The sequence below is a fragment of the Paenibacillus tundrae genome, assembly GCF_036884255.1.
Classification (GTDB): domain Bacteria; phylum Bacillota; class Bacilli; order Paenibacillales; family Paenibacillaceae; genus Paenibacillus.
This window is the reverse complement of sequence record NZ_CP145605.1, coordinates 1966160-1982622: the sequence shown is the minus strand read 5'-3', so window position 1 is coordinate 1982622 and position 16463 is coordinate 1966160. Positions and strand designations below refer to the sequence as shown.

Genomic DNA, 16463 nt, shown 5'->3' with positions numbered 1-16463 from the left:
CTAATTCAGGAAAACGGACAGCACTTAGCAAGGCAGAAGAGCTTCACAGGAAAGGAGCGGCGAGGATGGCTATTCAATACGAAACCGAATTATATCCGCCAATAAAGGCATTCTTCGAGAAGCGGGGGTATACCGTGAGAGCCGAAGTGAAGCATTGTGATCTGGTTGGTATTAGGGCTAATGAGGACGTGCCTCTAATCGTGGAGATGAAAAAGTCCTTCAACCTCTCTCTCCTACTACAAGGTATGCAACGATTGAAACTAAGTCCGAATGTATATTTGGCGGTAGAACGTAACCGTAGTAAACGAGGCGCGGTGAACCAACGCTGGAGTGAACTGACCGCAGTCTGCAATAAACTAGGACTTGGTTTAATTGCTGTTACATTCTTCAAAACCAAATCGCCTCTGATTGATGTCCTCTGTGAACCCATCATACTAAATCATGCGCTCCCTTCATCTTCTCGTAAAGGCGGCGTTAGACGGCAACGGCTGCTAAGAGAATTCGACGAACGTACCGGAGACTACAATACAGGAGGCAGTACACGCCAACCCTTAATGACGGCTTACCGCGAAAAAGCATTACGTGTTGCTACTGCATTAAGGAATGAAGGTGAAGCTTCACCAGCGATTATCGCTAAACAGACAGGAGTGGGTTCGACCGCATCGATCCTACAGAAGAATTATTATGGCTGGTTCGAACGAGTATCTCGGGGAAAGTACATCCTTACCGTTAAGGGAATTGAGGCTCTTACAGCACACGCACATATGCTTGACCAACAGGAGCTGCTTGAACTTCGCATGAATGAATTGGAATGGAGCTCTGATTCAGAGAACTCCTTCTCTAATGAGGGGGAACAGGAGCTGGAGCACGTCGCCGAAGACATGTTATCTTATGTAATCCAAAAAAATGACTGAACTGTGGGAAGATTCTCCCACTCGTATGTTCAACCACGATGATAATAGCCGCATATTGCTGTGGCATTTATAAAAAAAGAGCCTGTCGTTTCCTCATAGGAAAGACAGGCTCTCTGCATTGCATATCGACTGAATTAGAAGCTGTTAGCTACTTCAGCAGCCAGTTTCAAACCAGCGTTAACGATATTTTCGGAGTTATCAGGGGAAGCGTTGTGTCCTTCAACGATAACCAATTCAGGGTTTTGAATACCCCAGAAGTTCAATACGTTGGTTACATATTTAACGGACATTTCTACAGAAGCCATAGGCTCTACAGAATATACGCCACCACGTGCGTTCAACAATGCTACTTTTTTGTCGCCAACCAGACCTACAGGGCCTTCAGCAGTGTATTTGAACATTTTACCAGCTTGGCTCAGGTAAGAGATGTAGTTCACCAATGGAGCAGGAACTGTGAAGTTCCAGAGCGGGAATGCAAATACAACTTTGTCAGCTGCCAAAAATTGATCTTGCAATTGTGCAGCAAGTGCAGCTGCTTTTTGTTCTGCTGGAGTTGCTTCGATACCGTTAGCTGCTTTGTAACCACCAGTAATTACGTCGTTACCATAGTAAGGGATATCTGTATTGTAAAGATCCAACTCAGTAACTGTGTCACCTGGGTGGGATTCTTTGTATGCACTCAAGAATGCATCATACAATTTAACGCTCACTGCTTGATCCGCAGGGCGGTCGTTTGCTTTAACAAATAAAATATTAGCCATGTTTGGTTTCCCCCGTTAATTTAAAATGATAAGTGCGATAGGCACTAAATTAAAATTGCCGCCCCTATTTATAAGAGCACAACTTATTAATACACATTATATATAAAAATGTTAGTGGATGCAATAACGTAATTACTTTGGACGGAATAGAACCCGCAGCCTGAAATGTACGTGTAACGACCATCTCAGGTGCAGATCCAATATTTTGCTTCACTATATAAATTGTATTTATTCTACTGTGTAATTAACTACGTGCCGTAAATTCGGCGATGGACTCGCTGATTAGGTTCATGCCAAGTAACAGCTCATCTCGACCGGGATGACTGAAGTTCAATCGAATATGACGATGATCTTGTTCTCCTGTAGAACAGAGAGAACCCGGTAGAAAAGATACACCTTTTAACAGAGCTGCTCTAAGCAATGCCCCGCTATCCAATCCTTCAGGTAATTCCACCCATAGATACATGCCCCCTCGGGGTATATCGTAATTGGAACCCTTCCAGCCAGGCCTTTTCAACAATTCCAGCATCAATTTCAGCCTGGTTTTGTATTCCCGGTTCAACAAGGATAAATGATCCGTCCAGCGAAAAGGAGAATGTGCTAATAGTTGATACAACAATCGCTGATTCATTGGGCTGGATTGTCCATCTGCAATCCGTTTAACCGATGCCATCGCCTGAATTAGAGCAGGATGACCTGCAGCCCATCCTGTGCGTAAGGCTGGCGCAACCGTTTTGCTGAACGAACCAATGTACAAGACATGTCCACCCTGATCTGCTGTATCCAATGCGAAGAGTGATGGGTATTTGCGATAGAAATCCTCGGTCTGAAGGCCATCAAAATGCAATTCACCGTACGAATCATCCTCTACAAGCAGCACACCATAACGAGAACATAAGTCCAATACCGCCTCCCGTCGTTCCAAGCTCCACAACGTACCCGTAGGATTACAGAAGCTAGGTGCAGCAAAAAGCAGCTTCGGCCTCACCTGCTGCATATGGCGTTCCAATTGATCTGGCAATATTCCGTCAGAGTCGCCCATCACAGGCACAATGGTGGCTCCTTGCATCTCCAAAACTTCGAGGCAGCCTGGAGATGTGGGGTGTTCAACTAGAACAGAATCCCCTGGCTCTAGCAGCAATCTCATGACGAGATCAATGGCCTGCTGCGTTCCAGTCGTTAATAATATCTGCTCCGGAACTGTTCGTATGCCTTTGCGAGTGTTCCAATCCTTGTCCAGCCACTCTCTTAGGGGTCTGTATCCAGCCGGTTCACCATACTGAAGCGCAGAGGGACCCGAACTAAATACAGACACAGCCGCCTCTTCCAGCAGTTTAAATGGGAACAATTCCTCTGCTGGCAACTCCTCCGCTAGAGAAATGAAATAATCCTTGTCAGACATTTTGCGAATATCCCTGAGCGGTGAAGACAACAGTCTGTTTGTACGGGAGGCGAAGAAATATCTCATTGGTCTCGTTCTCCTTTCGTCCCTATTCCGAACTATGCACATAGCTCGTAGCCACTACAACCTATTCCAATAAAACATAGAATATGACGATTGTACATGTCACTTAACGAATCCTAGAACGCGAGAGTCATGAAATGCGGCTCATCAAGAGATGGATTTGGTCTGTCTGGCACACAACGCATACCGCTCGATAGCTTGCGCTCTACTGCTCACGTCTAGCTTCACATAGATTTTACGCAAATAGTTGTCGATCGAACGACGGCTAACGTTGATCTCACTCGCTATTTTATCATAGGTTACCCCTTGAACAATTCTTTCCATAATAAAATTTTCGGTTTCCGTCAAATCTACGATGAATTCTTCCGCTCTTGATTCAATCGGCTCCGCCCATTCTGCGCTGGTCAACCAAGCCATCGGCATGGACACATAACCTTCGCGCAGTCCAGATATCAGATGAATCAGTTGGCTAGGGGAAGCCTGCTTGGACAGCATTCCGCTTGCCCCGAGATTCATTAGATGACGGAATAACTTCACATTATCCTCATCCGTGAGAATAACGATATGACTGTGCGCTGATACCGTTTTTATTTCGGAAATAAATTGATCTGCTTGACCTTCGGGAAGTCGATAATCCATCAGAACCAGATCAGGCTGATTGGCTTTCACCAACTCAAGTCCTTCTGTTCCTGTCGAAGTCATGCCACGTACCAGCAGATCCTGTTGCTCTTCCAAAATTAATTTCGTTCCCAGCATGCTGGTGGGGTGGATATCTACGATGACCACCTGCCATACTTTTTTCATTGTTGTTCCCCCTGGTTATGTATTGGACAAATTTGCTTTTCTATCCTTCGACTTCACTCTTCACCATTGCCTGCGACAGTCCACGTATAGAAGAAGCATACGCTGCACAATGTCGAAATTTGAAGAAAAATAAGTGATAAGGCTCTGATCAAGCCCTACATATGTTCTATATTGTGCTAAAATCCCAATTATTCCGTCTATTACGATCACAATATAGTATAATTCTCCTGTATTCCTAGCTAAAAAGGTCGAAAAACTTGCCCAAAGTTCCTACTTATTGCATCTATAAGAAATTGTATCCTAGGACTTCCTTCCGATGCAATCTCTTTTTATCCTATTACTGAAAGAATTTCATTTTTGCGTAATCAATAGGGGCGTGATAGAATGAGGATTGGAATTTTTTTAGTACCTATAAATAACCAGGAGTGATGATATGAAACCTTCTGCTCAACCTTCTGACACCCATCACACCCGGAGCACCAAAAGCAAGGCCGGTTCTTCAATTAAACTGTTTCTGGTCATGTGGATTGTGCTCATTGCACTCGGAGTAATCGGAACCTACTATTATAGTAACCATCTCCAGCGGCAGATGATTGATCAGCTTCAGACACATAATCAACAGCAGATTAACGCATTGAAATCAGAATATGAAAAGCAGCTAACAACGATATCGAAGGAAGTTTCTGACTTACAGGGACAAGTGCAATCCTTCAACGAATTGCTGAATTTCACCAAGGACAATGCAAACGACAAAACGGACAACAGCAATAAATTGTATACCCAACTGAGCGAAGTCAAAAAACAACTGGAGACCCTCCAGAAAAAGATGGATCTGCTCAAATGATTACACCCGTCAAACAGGTTAATCGTTTTTTTATGCTTGCACTCGCTCCATTTGTTGGACTTATGCTCTGTCTGCTGTTGTTTCGTCCTTCGCTTGAGCCCGCTAGTCTAGCGGAACTCACGCCGCCGGAAGAGACGATTACTTCTCAAACCCAAGCTATTCGTCAGGATCTTTCGGGGGCTGAAGAAGCTGCCGTCCAAACATCTTCTTCTATTAAAAAGACAACGCAATTATACAATCAAACAACAAGTACAATGTCAGCTCTTGTTCAAAAGGCGACGTCACAAGCCACTCGCCCAGAGACGATCTACAATCAACGGATCTCGTCTAAACTGGGCGTACCATTTGAACGGATCAACAGTGACCGTCTTACGATCGAGATGTACCGAGTTAATCCGGGCACTTATAAGGGCTATGCAATGAAAATCAAGCTTAAAGACCCGACAGCGATGCAGATGGCTCTCAATAGTGAAGCCGGAAAGTCAGAGACGACCATGCAGGCTGTCAGACGCACCGGAGCCATTGCTGGAATTAATGCGGGCGGCTTCGCTGATAGCGGGGGCAAACGTTATCCTCTAAGTACAACCGTTATGGATGGAAAGTATGTGAATGGATTTCAGGCTAGTTTTAAAGATTTATTTTTTGTAGGACTGAACGATGCAGGTAAGCTCGTCGGTGGCAAGTTTTTTGACAAAGGCTCCCTAGATCGCCTACAGCCTCAGTTTGGAGCTACGTTTGTACCTGTATTGCTGCAAAATGGTCGTAAAACGCCTATCCCTGCTAAATGGAAGGTATCCCCTAAGCGGGCTCCACGTACTGTCATCGGCAATTACAAGGATGATCAGATACTGATTATTGTAGTGGATGGTTATAACGAGAAAGGTAGCTCCGGGGCAACCTTAGAAGAGCTACAAGCTCGGCTGTACAAGCTTGGCGTCGTTGACGCATATAATCTAGACGGTGGTGGATCTTCGTCACTGGTTCTGAACAATCGGGTGGTCAACAATCCATCGGATGGAAATCTCAGACCTGTACCTACTCACTTTTTATTTTATAAATAACCCTGTATAGGCATTCCTTTTCTTCCCATATTGGTTATAATAGAAGAAATTGAGATATGTGCAGGAGGTGGCAAGTATATGTCGTTCTCATTGACATTCTGGATTATCGCAATCGTACTCGCTCTGTATATGGCAGGCATCCTGACTGCATCCTACAACAATGACAAAACAAAAGGTCTATAATGGCCAAGCCTCTTCGCGAAGAGGCTTTTTTCTTTGCCTATAACGAAGCCTAAATCTAAGTTTGTACCCTGGACTCAAATACAGACAATACAACAAGAGACAAGGATTATAAAGAATGTAATCATTCTTTTAATTCTTGTCTCTTAGTTCTTGCGCGCTAAACGTTATATACTCGCGACCTTTGGACTGCATCATCAATAATACGCCGCCGAATTGTCGCCTACGGTTATAACAGATGTATGTTCAACCTGATTGCGAACAGAGCCTCCTCCTACGAGTTTCACGTAGATCCGTTCATGCTCTACTGGTTCTCCAGCCATAAGTTTAATTAATTGCTCTGCTGCCAATGAGCCCCATTTTCGTTTGGAATAATCAATGGTAACGAGCCTTGGACTAACATAACTGCTAAGTTCAATATTATCAAATCCAATGACGTGGATATCTTGTCCAACCTGTAGCTCACTACTGGCAAGTCGGTTACATAGCCCAATCGCCATCTCATCGTTCAAGCAGAACACACCAACGGGGCTCGTATATTCTTGGATGATCTGATTCGCAGCCATTTCTCCGCTACTTTTCTCGAAGTCCCCCGTAATCACCGTCCATTCCACACTGGGTTCACGCTCAGTAACCTGTCTCACAGCCTTCATACGCTGTACAGAGTCGAACGAGCCTTCCGGACCAGTCACTACGTATATCTTGGTAAGCCCTTGCTCCATAAGGTGCTCCATCGCAAGCGTTGCTCCAGCCTTATTATCCAGCAGAACCTGATTGATATTCATATGATCTAACTCCCGGTCAAGCACAACGATCTTGTGTCCACGATCAGCGTACTGCAGCAATTCCTCACTGGCAAAGGTGTGATCTAGAATGATGGCTCCGTCGATCATTCGTTCTGGAAGCATCCGATGAGACTGTCTACCACTGCATACTATTAGGTCATACCCTTGTGCGTTACAGACCGCCTTCATGCCAGTAAGCAAGTCCCCATAGACATCTCCGCTAAAATCGGTCAGAAATACACCTACAATTTTGGACTCCCTTTTCTTCAACGTCCGTGCAGCAGCATTCGGAACGTAGTTCAGCTCTTTGGCGATGGCCAAAATTTTGGAGCTCGTTTCATCTGTCACTTTGTTGCTGCCATTCAGTGCATACGACACGGTGGAGATCGAAACCCCCGCCTTCTTGGCGATATCCTTAATACTGACCACATTCTTCGCTCCTCTGTTATATGGATCAGGCTCCCCAGATCAGAGAACCCGATGTCTTCTATACTCTTTGAATATTCAAAATGGAATTTAGTTTAAACGAGACCATTCCATAATAGCCTCGTTTAAACATATAACCGACTATACTAATTGGAAGCTAGTCTCCTGAGTATCACGGCTATTCGGCCCCACATAGACGTGGAATGTGCCTTTGTCACTACGATAACTCAGATCCGAGTGGTGATAGCGAAGCTGTGCCTCGCTTAGCGTAAACGTTGCAGTGCCTGTCTCACCTGGAGCCAGCTCCAGCTTGACGTAATCTTTTAATTCACGCATTGGACGTACCACTTCACCCGTTACATCCCTCACATATAACTGAACGGTCTCCACGCCTGTACGTTCTCCAGTATTGGTTACCTTCACCTTGATGGTCAGAGGCAGCTCATTACTCAGCTCCCGGCTGGAGATATCAAGTGAACCATACTCAAAGGTTGTATAAGATAGACCATAACCAAATGGGAGCAACGGGTCATTCGGGCTATCGATATATTTGGAAACATAGCGCTCCTCCGTCTTCTGAGGATTCAATGGTCGACCTGTATTAAAATGATTGTAATAGACAGGAACTTGGCCTACCGATTGAGGGAAGGACATCGTCAATCGAGCAGACGGATTCACCACACCTGTCAGCACATCAGCGATGGCTGTCCCACCTTCACTACCTGGGAACCACGCTTCAAGTACGGCATCCGATTCTTCCCATATGCCATGTAAATCAAGTGGGCGGCCATTGAAGATAACAGTTGCCAACGGTTTACCTGTAGATCTTATATGCTTGATAAGCTCTAATTGCGCTGCTGGCAAACGAATATCAGTGCGTGATCCACCCTCACCACTCATGTCCGAATCCTCACCCAGCGCAAGTACAATCAAATCTGCTTTGCTTGCAACTTCTAGCGCTTCTGCAATCTGCTCCGATGTGATCGTATGCACACCACTGCCTTGGGCAAGATGGACATGATCTGTGCCAAGACGTTCCTGCAATGCTGTTCCCAGCTTAACTGCATCCGCTTTTACCCCTTCACATGACCACCATCCTAGAATATCTTCACTTTCGGCAAATGGGCCAATCAAGGCAATATGGGCTTGTGGATTCAATGGAAGAATGCCATTCGCATTTTTCAGCAGCACTGCCGACTTGGTAGCCAGCTCATAGGACACCTGACGGTGTTCCTTCGAGAACACGATCTCGCGCTCCCGTTCTGGATTGGCTGCTCGGAACGGATTATCGAACAAGCCTAATTTTTCTTTGAGCTGCAATATACGAAGTACCGCTTCATCGATAAGTTTCTCGCTCACCTCACCACTCGCAATCAACGCAGGCAGATGATGAACATAGCAAGGTGTCATCATTTCGATGTCCACACCAGCACGAATCGCACGATATGCAGCTTCACGATCATCCTCCGCTGCCCCGTGGGCAATCATCTCACGAATGGAAGCCCAATCCGAGATAAGCACCCCTTCGAATCCCCATTCCTCACGCAAAATGTCACGCATCAACTTCTCATTGCCACTAGCGGGAATACCGTCCACTGTGTTGAATGATGCCATCACCATCTCTACACCTGCATCGAGCGCAGCTTTATAAGCTGGTAAATAATACTCACGAAGATTGCGCTCCGACATATCCACCGTGTTGTAATCACGACCACCCTCTGCCGCACCATACGCAGCAAAATGTTTGACACAGGCCGCGAGCCGGTCTGTCTCCTCCTGTAGATTGTCCCCTTGATATCCACGAACAAAGGCTGCGGCGAACAAGCTGTTCAGATAAGGGTCTTCTCCTGTCGTTTCCATGACACGACCCCAGCGCGGGTCGCGAACCAAATCCACCATAGGGGCAAATGTAACATGTAAACCAGATACTGCAGATTCACGTGCTGCAATTTCAGCACTTTGCTCCGCTAACTGGGTATCCCATGAACAACCAATCGCCAGCGGGATGGGGAAAATCGTTTTGAACCCATGCACGACATCTGCCATGAACAAAAGGGGGATGCCGAGTCGGCTTTTTTCCATATAAGCTTGCTGCACATCAATAATCGCCTGAGCACCGGACAACCCTAGAATAGAGCCACTTGCATCCACAGACTGCTGGGTAATTCCCATCTCTTCCATCGGGCCAGTAATCTGCCCCTGCGTATCCGTCCCTTCATAAAAGTTAGAAGTTAATTGGAGCAGCTGGGCTGTCTTTTCCTCCAAAGTCATCTGTCCCACCAGATCGATCAATTGCTCATTATTCATCATGTATTCCTCCACACCTCGTTGAATTAAAGAACCCGGCTGCATATTTAACTACGCACCGGGTTCGGGTGGATGAGACAGGTTACTTCCACCATGTCCCATCTACTTCCTGAATCTTCACTTAAAATTGTTCGTTCAGCTCATCCAGGTAAGGTTGAACCAGAGACATTTTACTGTTCACCCATTCTTTCCAGTTAGCCTCCAGATCTCCACTTTTGAGAATCAGGTTTGCATATTCGTTCTGGTAATCGAATGAAGCCTGACTTTTCGCTTTGGAGTCGTATAGGTTGACATCCCAGTCATAGGTTGCGAGCGATTGACCCTCTGTACCAAGTTTTGCTTTTTCTTCAAACAGTTTTACGGCACGGTCGCGGTAATCCTTTTTGATCGCAGGGTTGACTACACTGAAATCGTCACCAAGCAGGTATAATCCTTCGAAACGAGCTGGGTACTTATCTTCTAGAACCGTTCCTTCTGGCAGCAAGCTCACCAATTCGTTGTTCTCATCGTATTTCCAATCGGTTCCTTCAAAGCCCATGTTGATGAGCAATTGTCCCTCTTTGGTTGCGGAATAGTCAATCAGATCCATGATGCGTTCAAATTTCTCGTCACTAATCTCCGGATTGAAGATCAATGCGGACCAGAAGTTGGCTTGCTCCAGGTTACGGTATTTACCGTCGTCACCAAGAACGATTGCCGTATGAACCATTTCATCACTATCTACACCTAGATTTTTACGAATATCCGAATCTAGACCTTGTCTGTATGAAGCAAGTCCACCCAGACTTGTTACTGCTGCTGTACCTGTTACTTTAAAGTTGTTCTGACCTTCATTGTTTTTCCATGTGTAAAACTCAGGGTTGAGCAAACCATCTTTATATGCTTTTTGCATCAATTTCAGCCCTGTAAGTGTTTCAGGCTCTGCTGGTCCCCAGTGGAACTGACCATCTTCACCTTTGAAGAATGGAGAATCTGTGATCGCATGCACGCTGTTTGGCATAATGATGTTAGTCATCGCATCAGCAGCGTTATAAGACAGGGGTACAAGCTTGTTCCCCACTTTACCTGGATCTTTCTCTTTTACGAGTGCAGCATATTCATTCAATTCAGATGTGGTATACGCATCCTTCAATTCGAAACCAACCGCTTCTGCCCAGTCCTTACGAAGAGCAATGACACCGATTTGGTTCGTAAGTGGATCAGCAGGTTTGTTCTCATAATAAATCGGTCTAGGCAGGAGATACGTTCCACCTGTCAGCTCCTCCAACTTATCGCCAAGCCCTGTCAAGTTATACGCTGCAGCAACATTCGGCCAGCGCTCTTTCCAATCATCCGGGAATTTGTAGAACAAGCCTTGATCAATGTTATTCAGCGCATCTCCGTGAACGTAGTTCCATACCGATACATCCGGCAAGTCACCCGAGTTGATCCACAGACGAAGCTTCTCGCCCCATGAATCCCAGTCGATATAGTTGTAATCCCACGTTACATTGAATTTGTCTGTCCAGAACTTATGGAAGTCATTATCCAAATTTCCGTTTTTAATTTCCGTCAGGTTCGCTACAGAGATGGTCAGGTTATCTTTGTAATTGCCATCTGCGTCCTTTTCGTTACTACCTTCTGAGCCACCATTAGAACAAGCCGTCACCACCAGCATCAATAAACAAAGTGTGATAGCAAAGATCGATCTAACTGACAACTTTTTGTTCGTGTTCATGCTCTTACCCCCATGTTTGTAGTTGAATTTCTAAACCTACTCGTGTTCAAAAAGGACGTTCCATGCCGATGGTGCCCACAGGCATTTTGCGTAATTAAAAGCGCACTTTCTGAACTACCTCTATACGTATAATCAGGTCTTGATTGCCCCTGTTAATACCCCTTTGGCAAAGTGCTTCTGCAGCATTGGGAAGAAACACATAATCGGAACCATCGTTACAAATACAGCCGCCATCTTCATACCCATAGAGAAGTTGCTGACTTGGGTTGCATCGACACTAGATGCATTGGATGCATTGGTCTGAGACGTAACAATGATCGTCCTGAGCACGTTCTGCAATGGTAACTGATCCGCTTTTCGCAAGAAGATCATCGCATCGTACCAACTGTTCCAGTAAGCTACCCCATAGAAGAGCGTGATGGTAGCTATGATCGGCGTCGCCAGTGGAAGAACGACAGAGAACAGGATTCTCCATTCACCCGCTCCATCCAATCTCGCAGACTCCATCAGTGACTCTGGCAAGGTATAGAAATAGTTCATCATCAGAATCATATTGAAGGCACTGAAGCTTCCCGCGAGGATCACTGACCACAATGTACCTGTAAGGTGCAACGATTTCATAATGAGATACAGTGGTACAATCCCACCATTAAAGATCATAGTGAACAGCACTAGGAAAAACAGAAACTTTTTAAACGGAAACTTATTGCGGCTCAAGCCGTAAGCCATACTCGTTGTCAGGAACAAGCTGAGCGGCAATCCAATCACGAGCAAAATAAGTGTGTTTTTGTACCCTGAAATGATACTTCCGTCAGCGAATAATGCTCGGTATGAATCCAGTGTGAACTCTTTCGGGAACATCAGAAATGGATTTTCAGCATATTCCTTTTGTGTTGCAAATGAGATCATGATCACGTTCCAGAACGGAATTAGAATCATCAAGGCAAGCACAAGTAGAATGGCAAATATGATGTAATCGAGAAAGGTCATTTTTTCAGTGCCAATTCTCGGCTTCTTGTTCGCTTTCTTACTCATTCGTTACTCCTCCTCTCTTATCGGAACAATCCGTCTCCGCCAAGCCATTTCGCAAATCGGTCAGCGAGAAGCAACAAAATCATGTTCACGATGGAACGGAATAGGCTGACTGCTGTCGAGAATGAGAAATCGGTTGAAGACTGGAACGTGATTCGATAGATATATACATCGAGCACTTCTGATACATTTTTGGTTGCAGCGTTGGCTAAGTTGAAGATCTGGTCGAAACCGGAAGACATGAGTCCACCAACCGACAGAATAAACATAACCGTGATCGTTGGAAGAATGTTAGGCAGCGTGATACGGAACATCTGCTGCATACGCGAAGCTCCGTCAATCTGTGCTGATTCATACTGATCCTGGTCAATACCGGATATAGCTGCTAGGAAGATAATTGCGCCCCATCCGCTTGATTTCCAGATATCAGTCAATAACAGCATGGGTACGAAGTTCGATTCGGAACCTAAGAAATTAATCGTTGGCAATCCGAGTAATCCAAGCGCGCTATTGACCAGTCCGTCATACGCCAGCACGTTGATAACTACCCCAGATACAATGATCCAAGATAGGAAGTGGGGGAAGGTAAGGACGGTTTGGAACCATTTCTTCCCTCTGCGCATTCGCAATTCATTCAGCAACAATGCCAGAATGATCGGGAACGGGAACTGGATGATCAGTTTCAAAATATTGATGTACAGCGTTCGCCATACGGCATCGATAAAGGTTGGGTCACGGAAAACATATTTAAAATTCTCAAATCCGCTCCATGGACTGCCCCAGATTCCCAAGTTTGCCTTGTAGTCTTTGAATGCCAGAGATAGACCTCCCATTGGCATGTAGGCAAATAGGATCAACCAGACAAGTCCCGGTATCAACAGGGTATATGTCATTCGGTGCTTCCAGATTTCACTCCAGAGCGAATTGCCTTTCACGTGTCCCTTCAGCTTTTTGCTAGGTCCTTCGGCTGCAGGTTTCATTTGCATCTCCTCACTCTACTTTGGTCTTGTCGTTATACAGAAAATCAAACATCGTTCTTAGGTGCTGTTCCCAAAATCTCCATTCATGAGTGCCTGGTGTCTCCACATACCGAAATTCAAAAGCGGTATCCTGCATATATTCAGCGAATGCTCGGTTCATCTCGACAAATGGATCATGATCGCCGCAGCAACTCAGAATATCGGGTAAGGCTCCACCCTGCTGCAGCAAGTTGGCTGACAAGGTGTATAGATCCTGATTAGGCTTCACTACCAACTGTTCACCAAAAACCGCTTTCATTTCTTTAATCATGTCTGGAGGCATCATCGGATCTTGTAAACGTTTCTGAATATCCGTCACACCCGATAAGGAAGCGACCTTGCGATATCGTTCTGGATAAGTCAGTGCACATTTCAGCGCACCATATCCACCCATAGATAAACCGGCAACATACGTCTTCGCTGGATCGGAATTCAGATTAAGCTGACGCTTGCATAAGTCAGGTAACTCCTGAGTGATGTAGTGGAAGTAATTCAGGCCGTATTCCATATCCGTGTAATAGCTTCGATTGGCTTCTGGCATAATGACGGTACAGCCGTACTGCTGAGCGTACATTTCGATTGTCGTCAGACGCTGCCATGTACTTGCATTATCGCCTGCCCCATGCAGCAGATATAGCGTACCGCCTGAAGTCTCTCCAGAGTCACTGGACACAACATGTATGCTCGTATTCATGCATAACGTGGGTGATCCCGTTTCGATCGTTATATGCGCCATTTGTAACCCCTTTCATTATCGACTGCCGCCCTCACTCTACTCTTTTGCGGTGCTTGCCTGCAGCATGTCGTAGATTCCCCTGTTGTTTGCTGGGTTATCGAAACGATTCTCTCGAATCGTTTCAAATTCAATCAACTTTAATATATATGGACTTACAAAAGCCATAATTCACTTGGAAGCGATTTCTTCGAATCGTTTCGAATAAATCATAATCCCGATCAGTAAATCCTGTCAATAACCTTTTTACATTTTTCGCGCTTTTTTTGTTAAAAAACATGTTTTGCACCCTATAAATTGCGCCAAAAGGCACTTTATCTGGCGGGTAACTGCCTATACGTAACCGTTTGCACATCATTCATTGACATCAATCCCGGAATGTACTAACATAAACCCTAATTTTGCATTTGGTTACGGAAACGTTTCACCAACCTAGTTCACTAGGGTTTCATCCTGCGAAAGGTGGTTTATATATGACTAATAGGCTAAATGGATTTGTTCATAAAATCATGAATGAACGTCTTAACGTGTTATCCGCTCGCGTATTACATCAAGGAGATCTCATTGCACAATGGGATCGCAATCAAGACACTCGACGATTACAACATTCCATTAGTAAATCCTTCACATGCATGGCTGTTGGTCTTGCGATCGAAGAAGGCTTACTTCACCTAAATTCAACACTTGGCGATTATTTCACATACGATAGTCCCACCTCCATCACCGAGACGATGTTTCCGCCACAGCAGTTAATGTTGGTGGATCTACTTCGTATGTCTTCTGGACATGACAATCCTCCACTACACGTAGAAGAACGTGCCTCTTTGGAAGAGAAGGATTGGGTCAAATATTACATGTCGCTACCCTTGGATCGAATGCCAGGGAAACAATTTACCTACAGTAGTGGGGATACCTTCATGATCTCGGCTCTGTTTCAAGCAGTAACTGGCCAAACCGTGAAGGACTTTCTAACCCCACGCTTATTTGAACCACTGGGTATACATAATGTCGATTGGGAAACCTCTCCACTTGGCGTTACTTTGGGTTGTGCGGGTCTTTGGATTAGCAATGAGGAGTTGAGTCGATTCGGACAATTGCTTCTTCAAGAGGGCAACTGGAAGGGGCAGCAGCTTATACCTGCTGAGTGGATTCGAAGTGCTACACGTAGACAGATTATGACATCTGGAGATGGTGATTGGGGTAAGGGTTACGGATTTCAATTCTGGATGTGTTCGCATGATGCATATCGGGCTGATGGCGCTCATGGTCAACTTTGTATCATTTTGCCTGCACAGCACGCCGTCATCTCGATCAATAGTGAAGAAGATCAAATGCAGCAGATTCTTAATGCTGTGTGGAATGAGATTCTCCCGATCCTATCCTGAACTAACAAGGAGCAAATGATAAGATCAGCTACACATGCTTGAGTTATCCTTCTCCTATCCATAGGTTAGCCTAGTCTTCAAAAAGAAAAAACGCCATGGAGTGTTCCTCCATGACGTAATTTTATTACCCGTGCTGTGGAAGCTGGGTCATTTCATCTAAACATTGTGCGCATATGTAACGCTCTTTGAACTCATTGACTTCTTCCATTGATCCGCAGAAAATACATTTTGGACGGTATCTCTCCAAAATAATATGATCCCCTTGAACTAGGATCTCTACAGGATCTCCTTCATTCATTTGATACCTTTTACGCAAAGATTTAGGCAATACGATCCTACCCAATTGGTCAACTTTGCGAACGACTCCAGCTGGCTTCATAGCTACGGCACACCTCTCCTATCTCACTCTAAATTTCTAGGTACATTTGTACTAAGTTTATAGATTCGCCAACATTTTGTCGAATCCTGCTGGAAATAAACATTTTTTGTCCTTTTTTTTGAAAAATGTTTTTTTTGACCATTCGTAACCTATTTAGCAGGATGGAACCCGGTCAATCTAGGCCCGGGAATTCCAGTTGACGCAATGCCTCATATGCGATAATCGCTGCGGAATTTGAGAGATTCAACGACCGTACGTCACCTGTCATTGGCATTCTCATGCACGTTTCTGGGTTAGCCGCAATAAGTTCCGGCGGAAGTCCTTTGGTTTCTTTACCAAAAACGAGGAAATCCCCATCACGGAATTCAAAATCGCTATACCGATTCTTCGCCTTCGTCGTTGCATAGAAAAATCGTCCTTCAGGGAATTTCTCTTGAACTTCAGCAAAAGAATCATGATATTCAATGTGTACAGCATGCCAGTAATCCAAGCCTGCACGCTTCAGTGTAGCGTCATCCGTACGAAACCCCAGTGGGTGAACCAGATGTAGGTGGATGCCGGTAGCCGCGCATGTGCGGGATATATTGCCCGTATTCGCGGGAATCTCGGGCTCAACCAGAACAATGTGTAAAGCCATATAGGTTCGATCTC

The 16463-nt window shown here is 45.1% G+C and carries 15 protein-coding genes; 4 read left to right on the top strand and 11 right to left on the bottom strand.

Annotated elements, in window-relative coordinates:
* Positions 1 to 65: 65 nt before the first annotated feature.
* Positions 66 to 914: a DUF2161 domain-containing phosphodiesterase gene (locus V6W81_RS08845; protein ID WP_338542700.1), complete on the top strand. Its 849-nt coding sequence runs from the start codon at positions 66 to 68 to the stop codon at positions 912 to 914.
* A gap of 134 nt (positions 915 to 1048) precedes the next feature.
* Here V6W81_RS08845 and V6W81_RS08840 read toward each other — a convergent pair whose 3' ends face one another.
* The 3 genes from V6W81_RS08840 to V6W81_RS08830 form a co-directional block, all read right to left on the bottom strand.
* On the bottom strand, positions 1049 to 1675 hold the full coding sequence (locus V6W81_RS08840) for an FMN-dependent NADH-azoreductase (protein ID WP_056698444.1): 627 nt from the start codon (positions 1673 to 1675) through the stop codon (positions 1049 to 1051).
* 244 nt (positions 1676 to 1919) lie between these two features.
* Complete coding sequence (locus tag V6W81_RS08835; RefSeq protein WP_338542698.1) at positions 1920 to 3143, bottom strand: PLP-dependent aminotransferase family protein; 1224 nt, start codon at positions 3141 to 3143, stop codon at positions 1920 to 1922.
* Between the two features lie 144 nt (positions 3144 to 3287).
* A complete protein-coding gene (locus V6W81_RS08830) occupies positions 3288 to 3944 on the bottom strand; it encodes a response regulator transcription factor (protein WP_056698450.1) in 657 nt (218 codons plus the stop codon).
* Positions 3945 to 4377: 433 nt separating this feature from the next.
* Between V6W81_RS08830 and V6W81_RS08825 the strand changes: the two genes are divergently transcribed.
* Together V6W81_RS08825 and V6W81_RS08820 are read left to right on the top strand one after the other, a co-directional pair.
* Complete coding sequence (locus tag V6W81_RS08825; protein WP_056698453.1) at positions 4378 to 4788, top strand: uroporphyrinogen-III C-methyltransferase; 411 nt, start codon at positions 4378 to 4380, stop codon at positions 4786 to 4788.
* Positions 4785 to 5849, top strand: a complete 1065-nt coding sequence (locus V6W81_RS08820) for a phosphodiester glycosidase family protein (RefSeq protein WP_338542697.1) — start codon at positions 4785 to 4787, stop codon at positions 5847 to 5849. Before V6W81_RS08825 ends, V6W81_RS08820 begins: the two co-directional genes overlap by 4 nt.
* Positions 5850 to 6226: 377 nt before the next feature.
* Here the strand turns inward: V6W81_RS08820 and V6W81_RS08815 are convergent, their stop codons facing one another.
* The 6 genes from V6W81_RS08815 to V6W81_RS08790 form a co-directional block, all read right to left on the bottom strand.
* Positions 6227 to 7243: a LacI family DNA-binding transcriptional regulator gene (locus V6W81_RS08815; RefSeq protein WP_338542695.1), complete on the bottom strand. Its 1017-nt coding sequence runs from the start codon at positions 7241 to 7243 to the stop codon at positions 6227 to 6229.
* 138 nt (positions 7244 to 7381) lie between these two features.
* The gene (gene bglX, locus V6W81_RS08810; protein WP_338543975.1) at positions 7382 to 9547 is read right to left on the bottom strand and encodes a beta-glucosidase BglX; all 2166 of its coding nucleotides are present in this window, start codon (positions 9545 to 9547) and stop codon (positions 7382 to 7384) included.
* Positions 9548 to 9668: 121 nt separating this feature from the next.
* A complete protein-coding gene (locus V6W81_RS08805; protein WP_251382846.1) occupies positions 9669 to 11264 on the bottom strand; it encodes an ABC transporter substrate-binding protein in 1596 nt (531 codons plus the stop codon).
* Between the two features lie 132 nt (positions 11265 to 11396).
* Positions 11397 to 12299, bottom strand: coding sequence for a carbohydrate ABC transporter permease (locus V6W81_RS08800; protein ID WP_145047950.1), 903 nt, complete (start codon positions 12297 to 12299; stop codon positions 11397 to 11399).
* A gap of 17 nt (positions 12300 to 12316) precedes the next feature.
* Positions 12317 to 13276 carry an ABC transporter permease gene (locus tag V6W81_RS08795; protein WP_128101106.1) on the bottom strand — a complete coding sequence of 320 codons (960 nt, stop codon included), beginning with the start codon at positions 13274 to 13276 and terminating at the stop codon, positions 12317 to 12319.
* Between the two features lie 10 nt (positions 13277 to 13286).
* Positions 13287 to 14051, bottom strand: a complete 765-nt coding sequence (locus tag V6W81_RS08790) for an alpha/beta hydrolase (RefSeq protein ID WP_338542692.1) — start codon at positions 14049 to 14051, stop codon at positions 13287 to 13289.
* Between the two features lie 470 nt (positions 14052 to 14521).
* Between V6W81_RS08790 and V6W81_RS08785 the strand changes: the two genes are divergently transcribed.
* Positions 14522 to 15433, top strand: a complete 912-nt coding sequence (locus V6W81_RS08785) for a serine hydrolase domain-containing protein (RefSeq protein WP_338542691.1) — start codon at positions 14522 to 14524, stop codon at positions 15431 to 15433.
* A gap of 124 nt (positions 15434 to 15557) precedes the next feature.
* Here the strand turns inward: V6W81_RS08785 and V6W81_RS08780 are convergent, their stop codons facing one another.
* The gene (locus tag V6W81_RS08780; RefSeq protein WP_024629045.1) at positions 15558 to 15812 is read right to left on the bottom strand and encodes an AbrB/MazE/SpoVT family DNA-binding domain-containing protein; all 255 of its coding nucleotides are present in this window, start codon (positions 15810 to 15812) and stop codon (positions 15558 to 15560) included.
* Between the two features lie 172 nt (positions 15813 to 15984).
* Entirely contained in the window at positions 15985 to 16449 is a 465-nt protein-coding gene (gene trmL / locus V6W81_RS08775) for a tRNA (uridine(34)/cytosine(34)/5-carboxymethylaminomethyluridine(34)-2'-O)-methyltransferase TrmL (protein ID WP_056698484.1), read from the bottom strand.
* Positions 16450 to 16463 lie beyond the last annotated feature (14 nt).

Excerpts from the sequence above, each read along its gene's own strand:
- V6W81_RS08845 (WP_338542700.1), top strand. The coding sequence starts at position 66 with ATGGCTATTCAATACGAAACCGAATTATATCCGCCAATAAAGGCATTC.
- V6W81_RS08840 (WP_056698444.1), bottom strand. The coding sequence starts at position 1,675 with ATGGCTAATATTTTATTTGTTAAAGCAAACGACCGCCCTGCGGATCAA.
- V6W81_RS08835 (WP_338542698.1), bottom strand. The coding sequence starts at position 3,143 with ATGAGATATTTCTTCGCCTCCCGTACAAACAGACTGTTGTCTTCACCG.
- V6W81_RS08830 (WP_056698450.1), bottom strand. The coding sequence starts at position 3,944 with ATGAAAAAAGTATGGCAGGTGGTCATCGTAGATATCCACCCCACCAGC.
- V6W81_RS08825 (WP_056698453.1), top strand. The coding sequence starts at position 4,378 with ATGAAACCTTCTGCTCAACCTTCTGACACCCATCACACCCGGAGCACC.
- V6W81_RS08820 (WP_338542697.1), top strand. The coding sequence starts at position 4,785 with ATGATTACACCCGTCAAACAGGTTAATCGTTTTTTTATGCTTGCACTC.
- bglX (WP_338543975.1), bottom strand. The coding sequence starts at position 9,547 with ATGAATAATGAGCAATTGATCGATCTGGTGGGACAGATGACTTTGGAG.
- V6W81_RS08805 (WP_251382846.1), bottom strand. The coding sequence starts at position 11,264 with ATGAACACGAACAAAAAGTTGTCAGTTAGATCGATCTTTGCTATCACA.
- V6W81_RS08800 (WP_145047950.1), bottom strand. The coding sequence starts at position 12,299 with ATGAGTAAGAAAGCGAACAAGAAGCCGAGAATTGGCACTGAAAAAATG.
- V6W81_RS08795 (WP_128101106.1), bottom strand. The coding sequence starts at position 13,276 with ATGAAACCTGCAGCCGAAGGACCTAGCAAAAAGCTGAAGGGACACGTG.
- V6W81_RS08790 (WP_338542692.1), bottom strand. The coding sequence starts at position 14,051 with ATGGCGCATATAACGATCGAAACGGGATCACCCACGTTATGCATGAAT.
- V6W81_RS08785 (WP_338542691.1), top strand. The coding sequence starts at position 14,522 with ATGACTAATAGGCTAAATGGATTTGTTCATAAAATCATGAATGAACGT.
- V6W81_RS08780 (WP_024629045.1), bottom strand. The coding sequence starts at position 15,812 with ATGAAGCCAGCTGGAGTCGTTCGCAAAGTTGACCAATTGGGTAGGATC.
- trmL (WP_056698484.1), bottom strand. The coding sequence starts at position 16,449 with ATGGCTTTACACATTGTTCTGGTTGAGCCCGAGATTCCCGCGAATACG.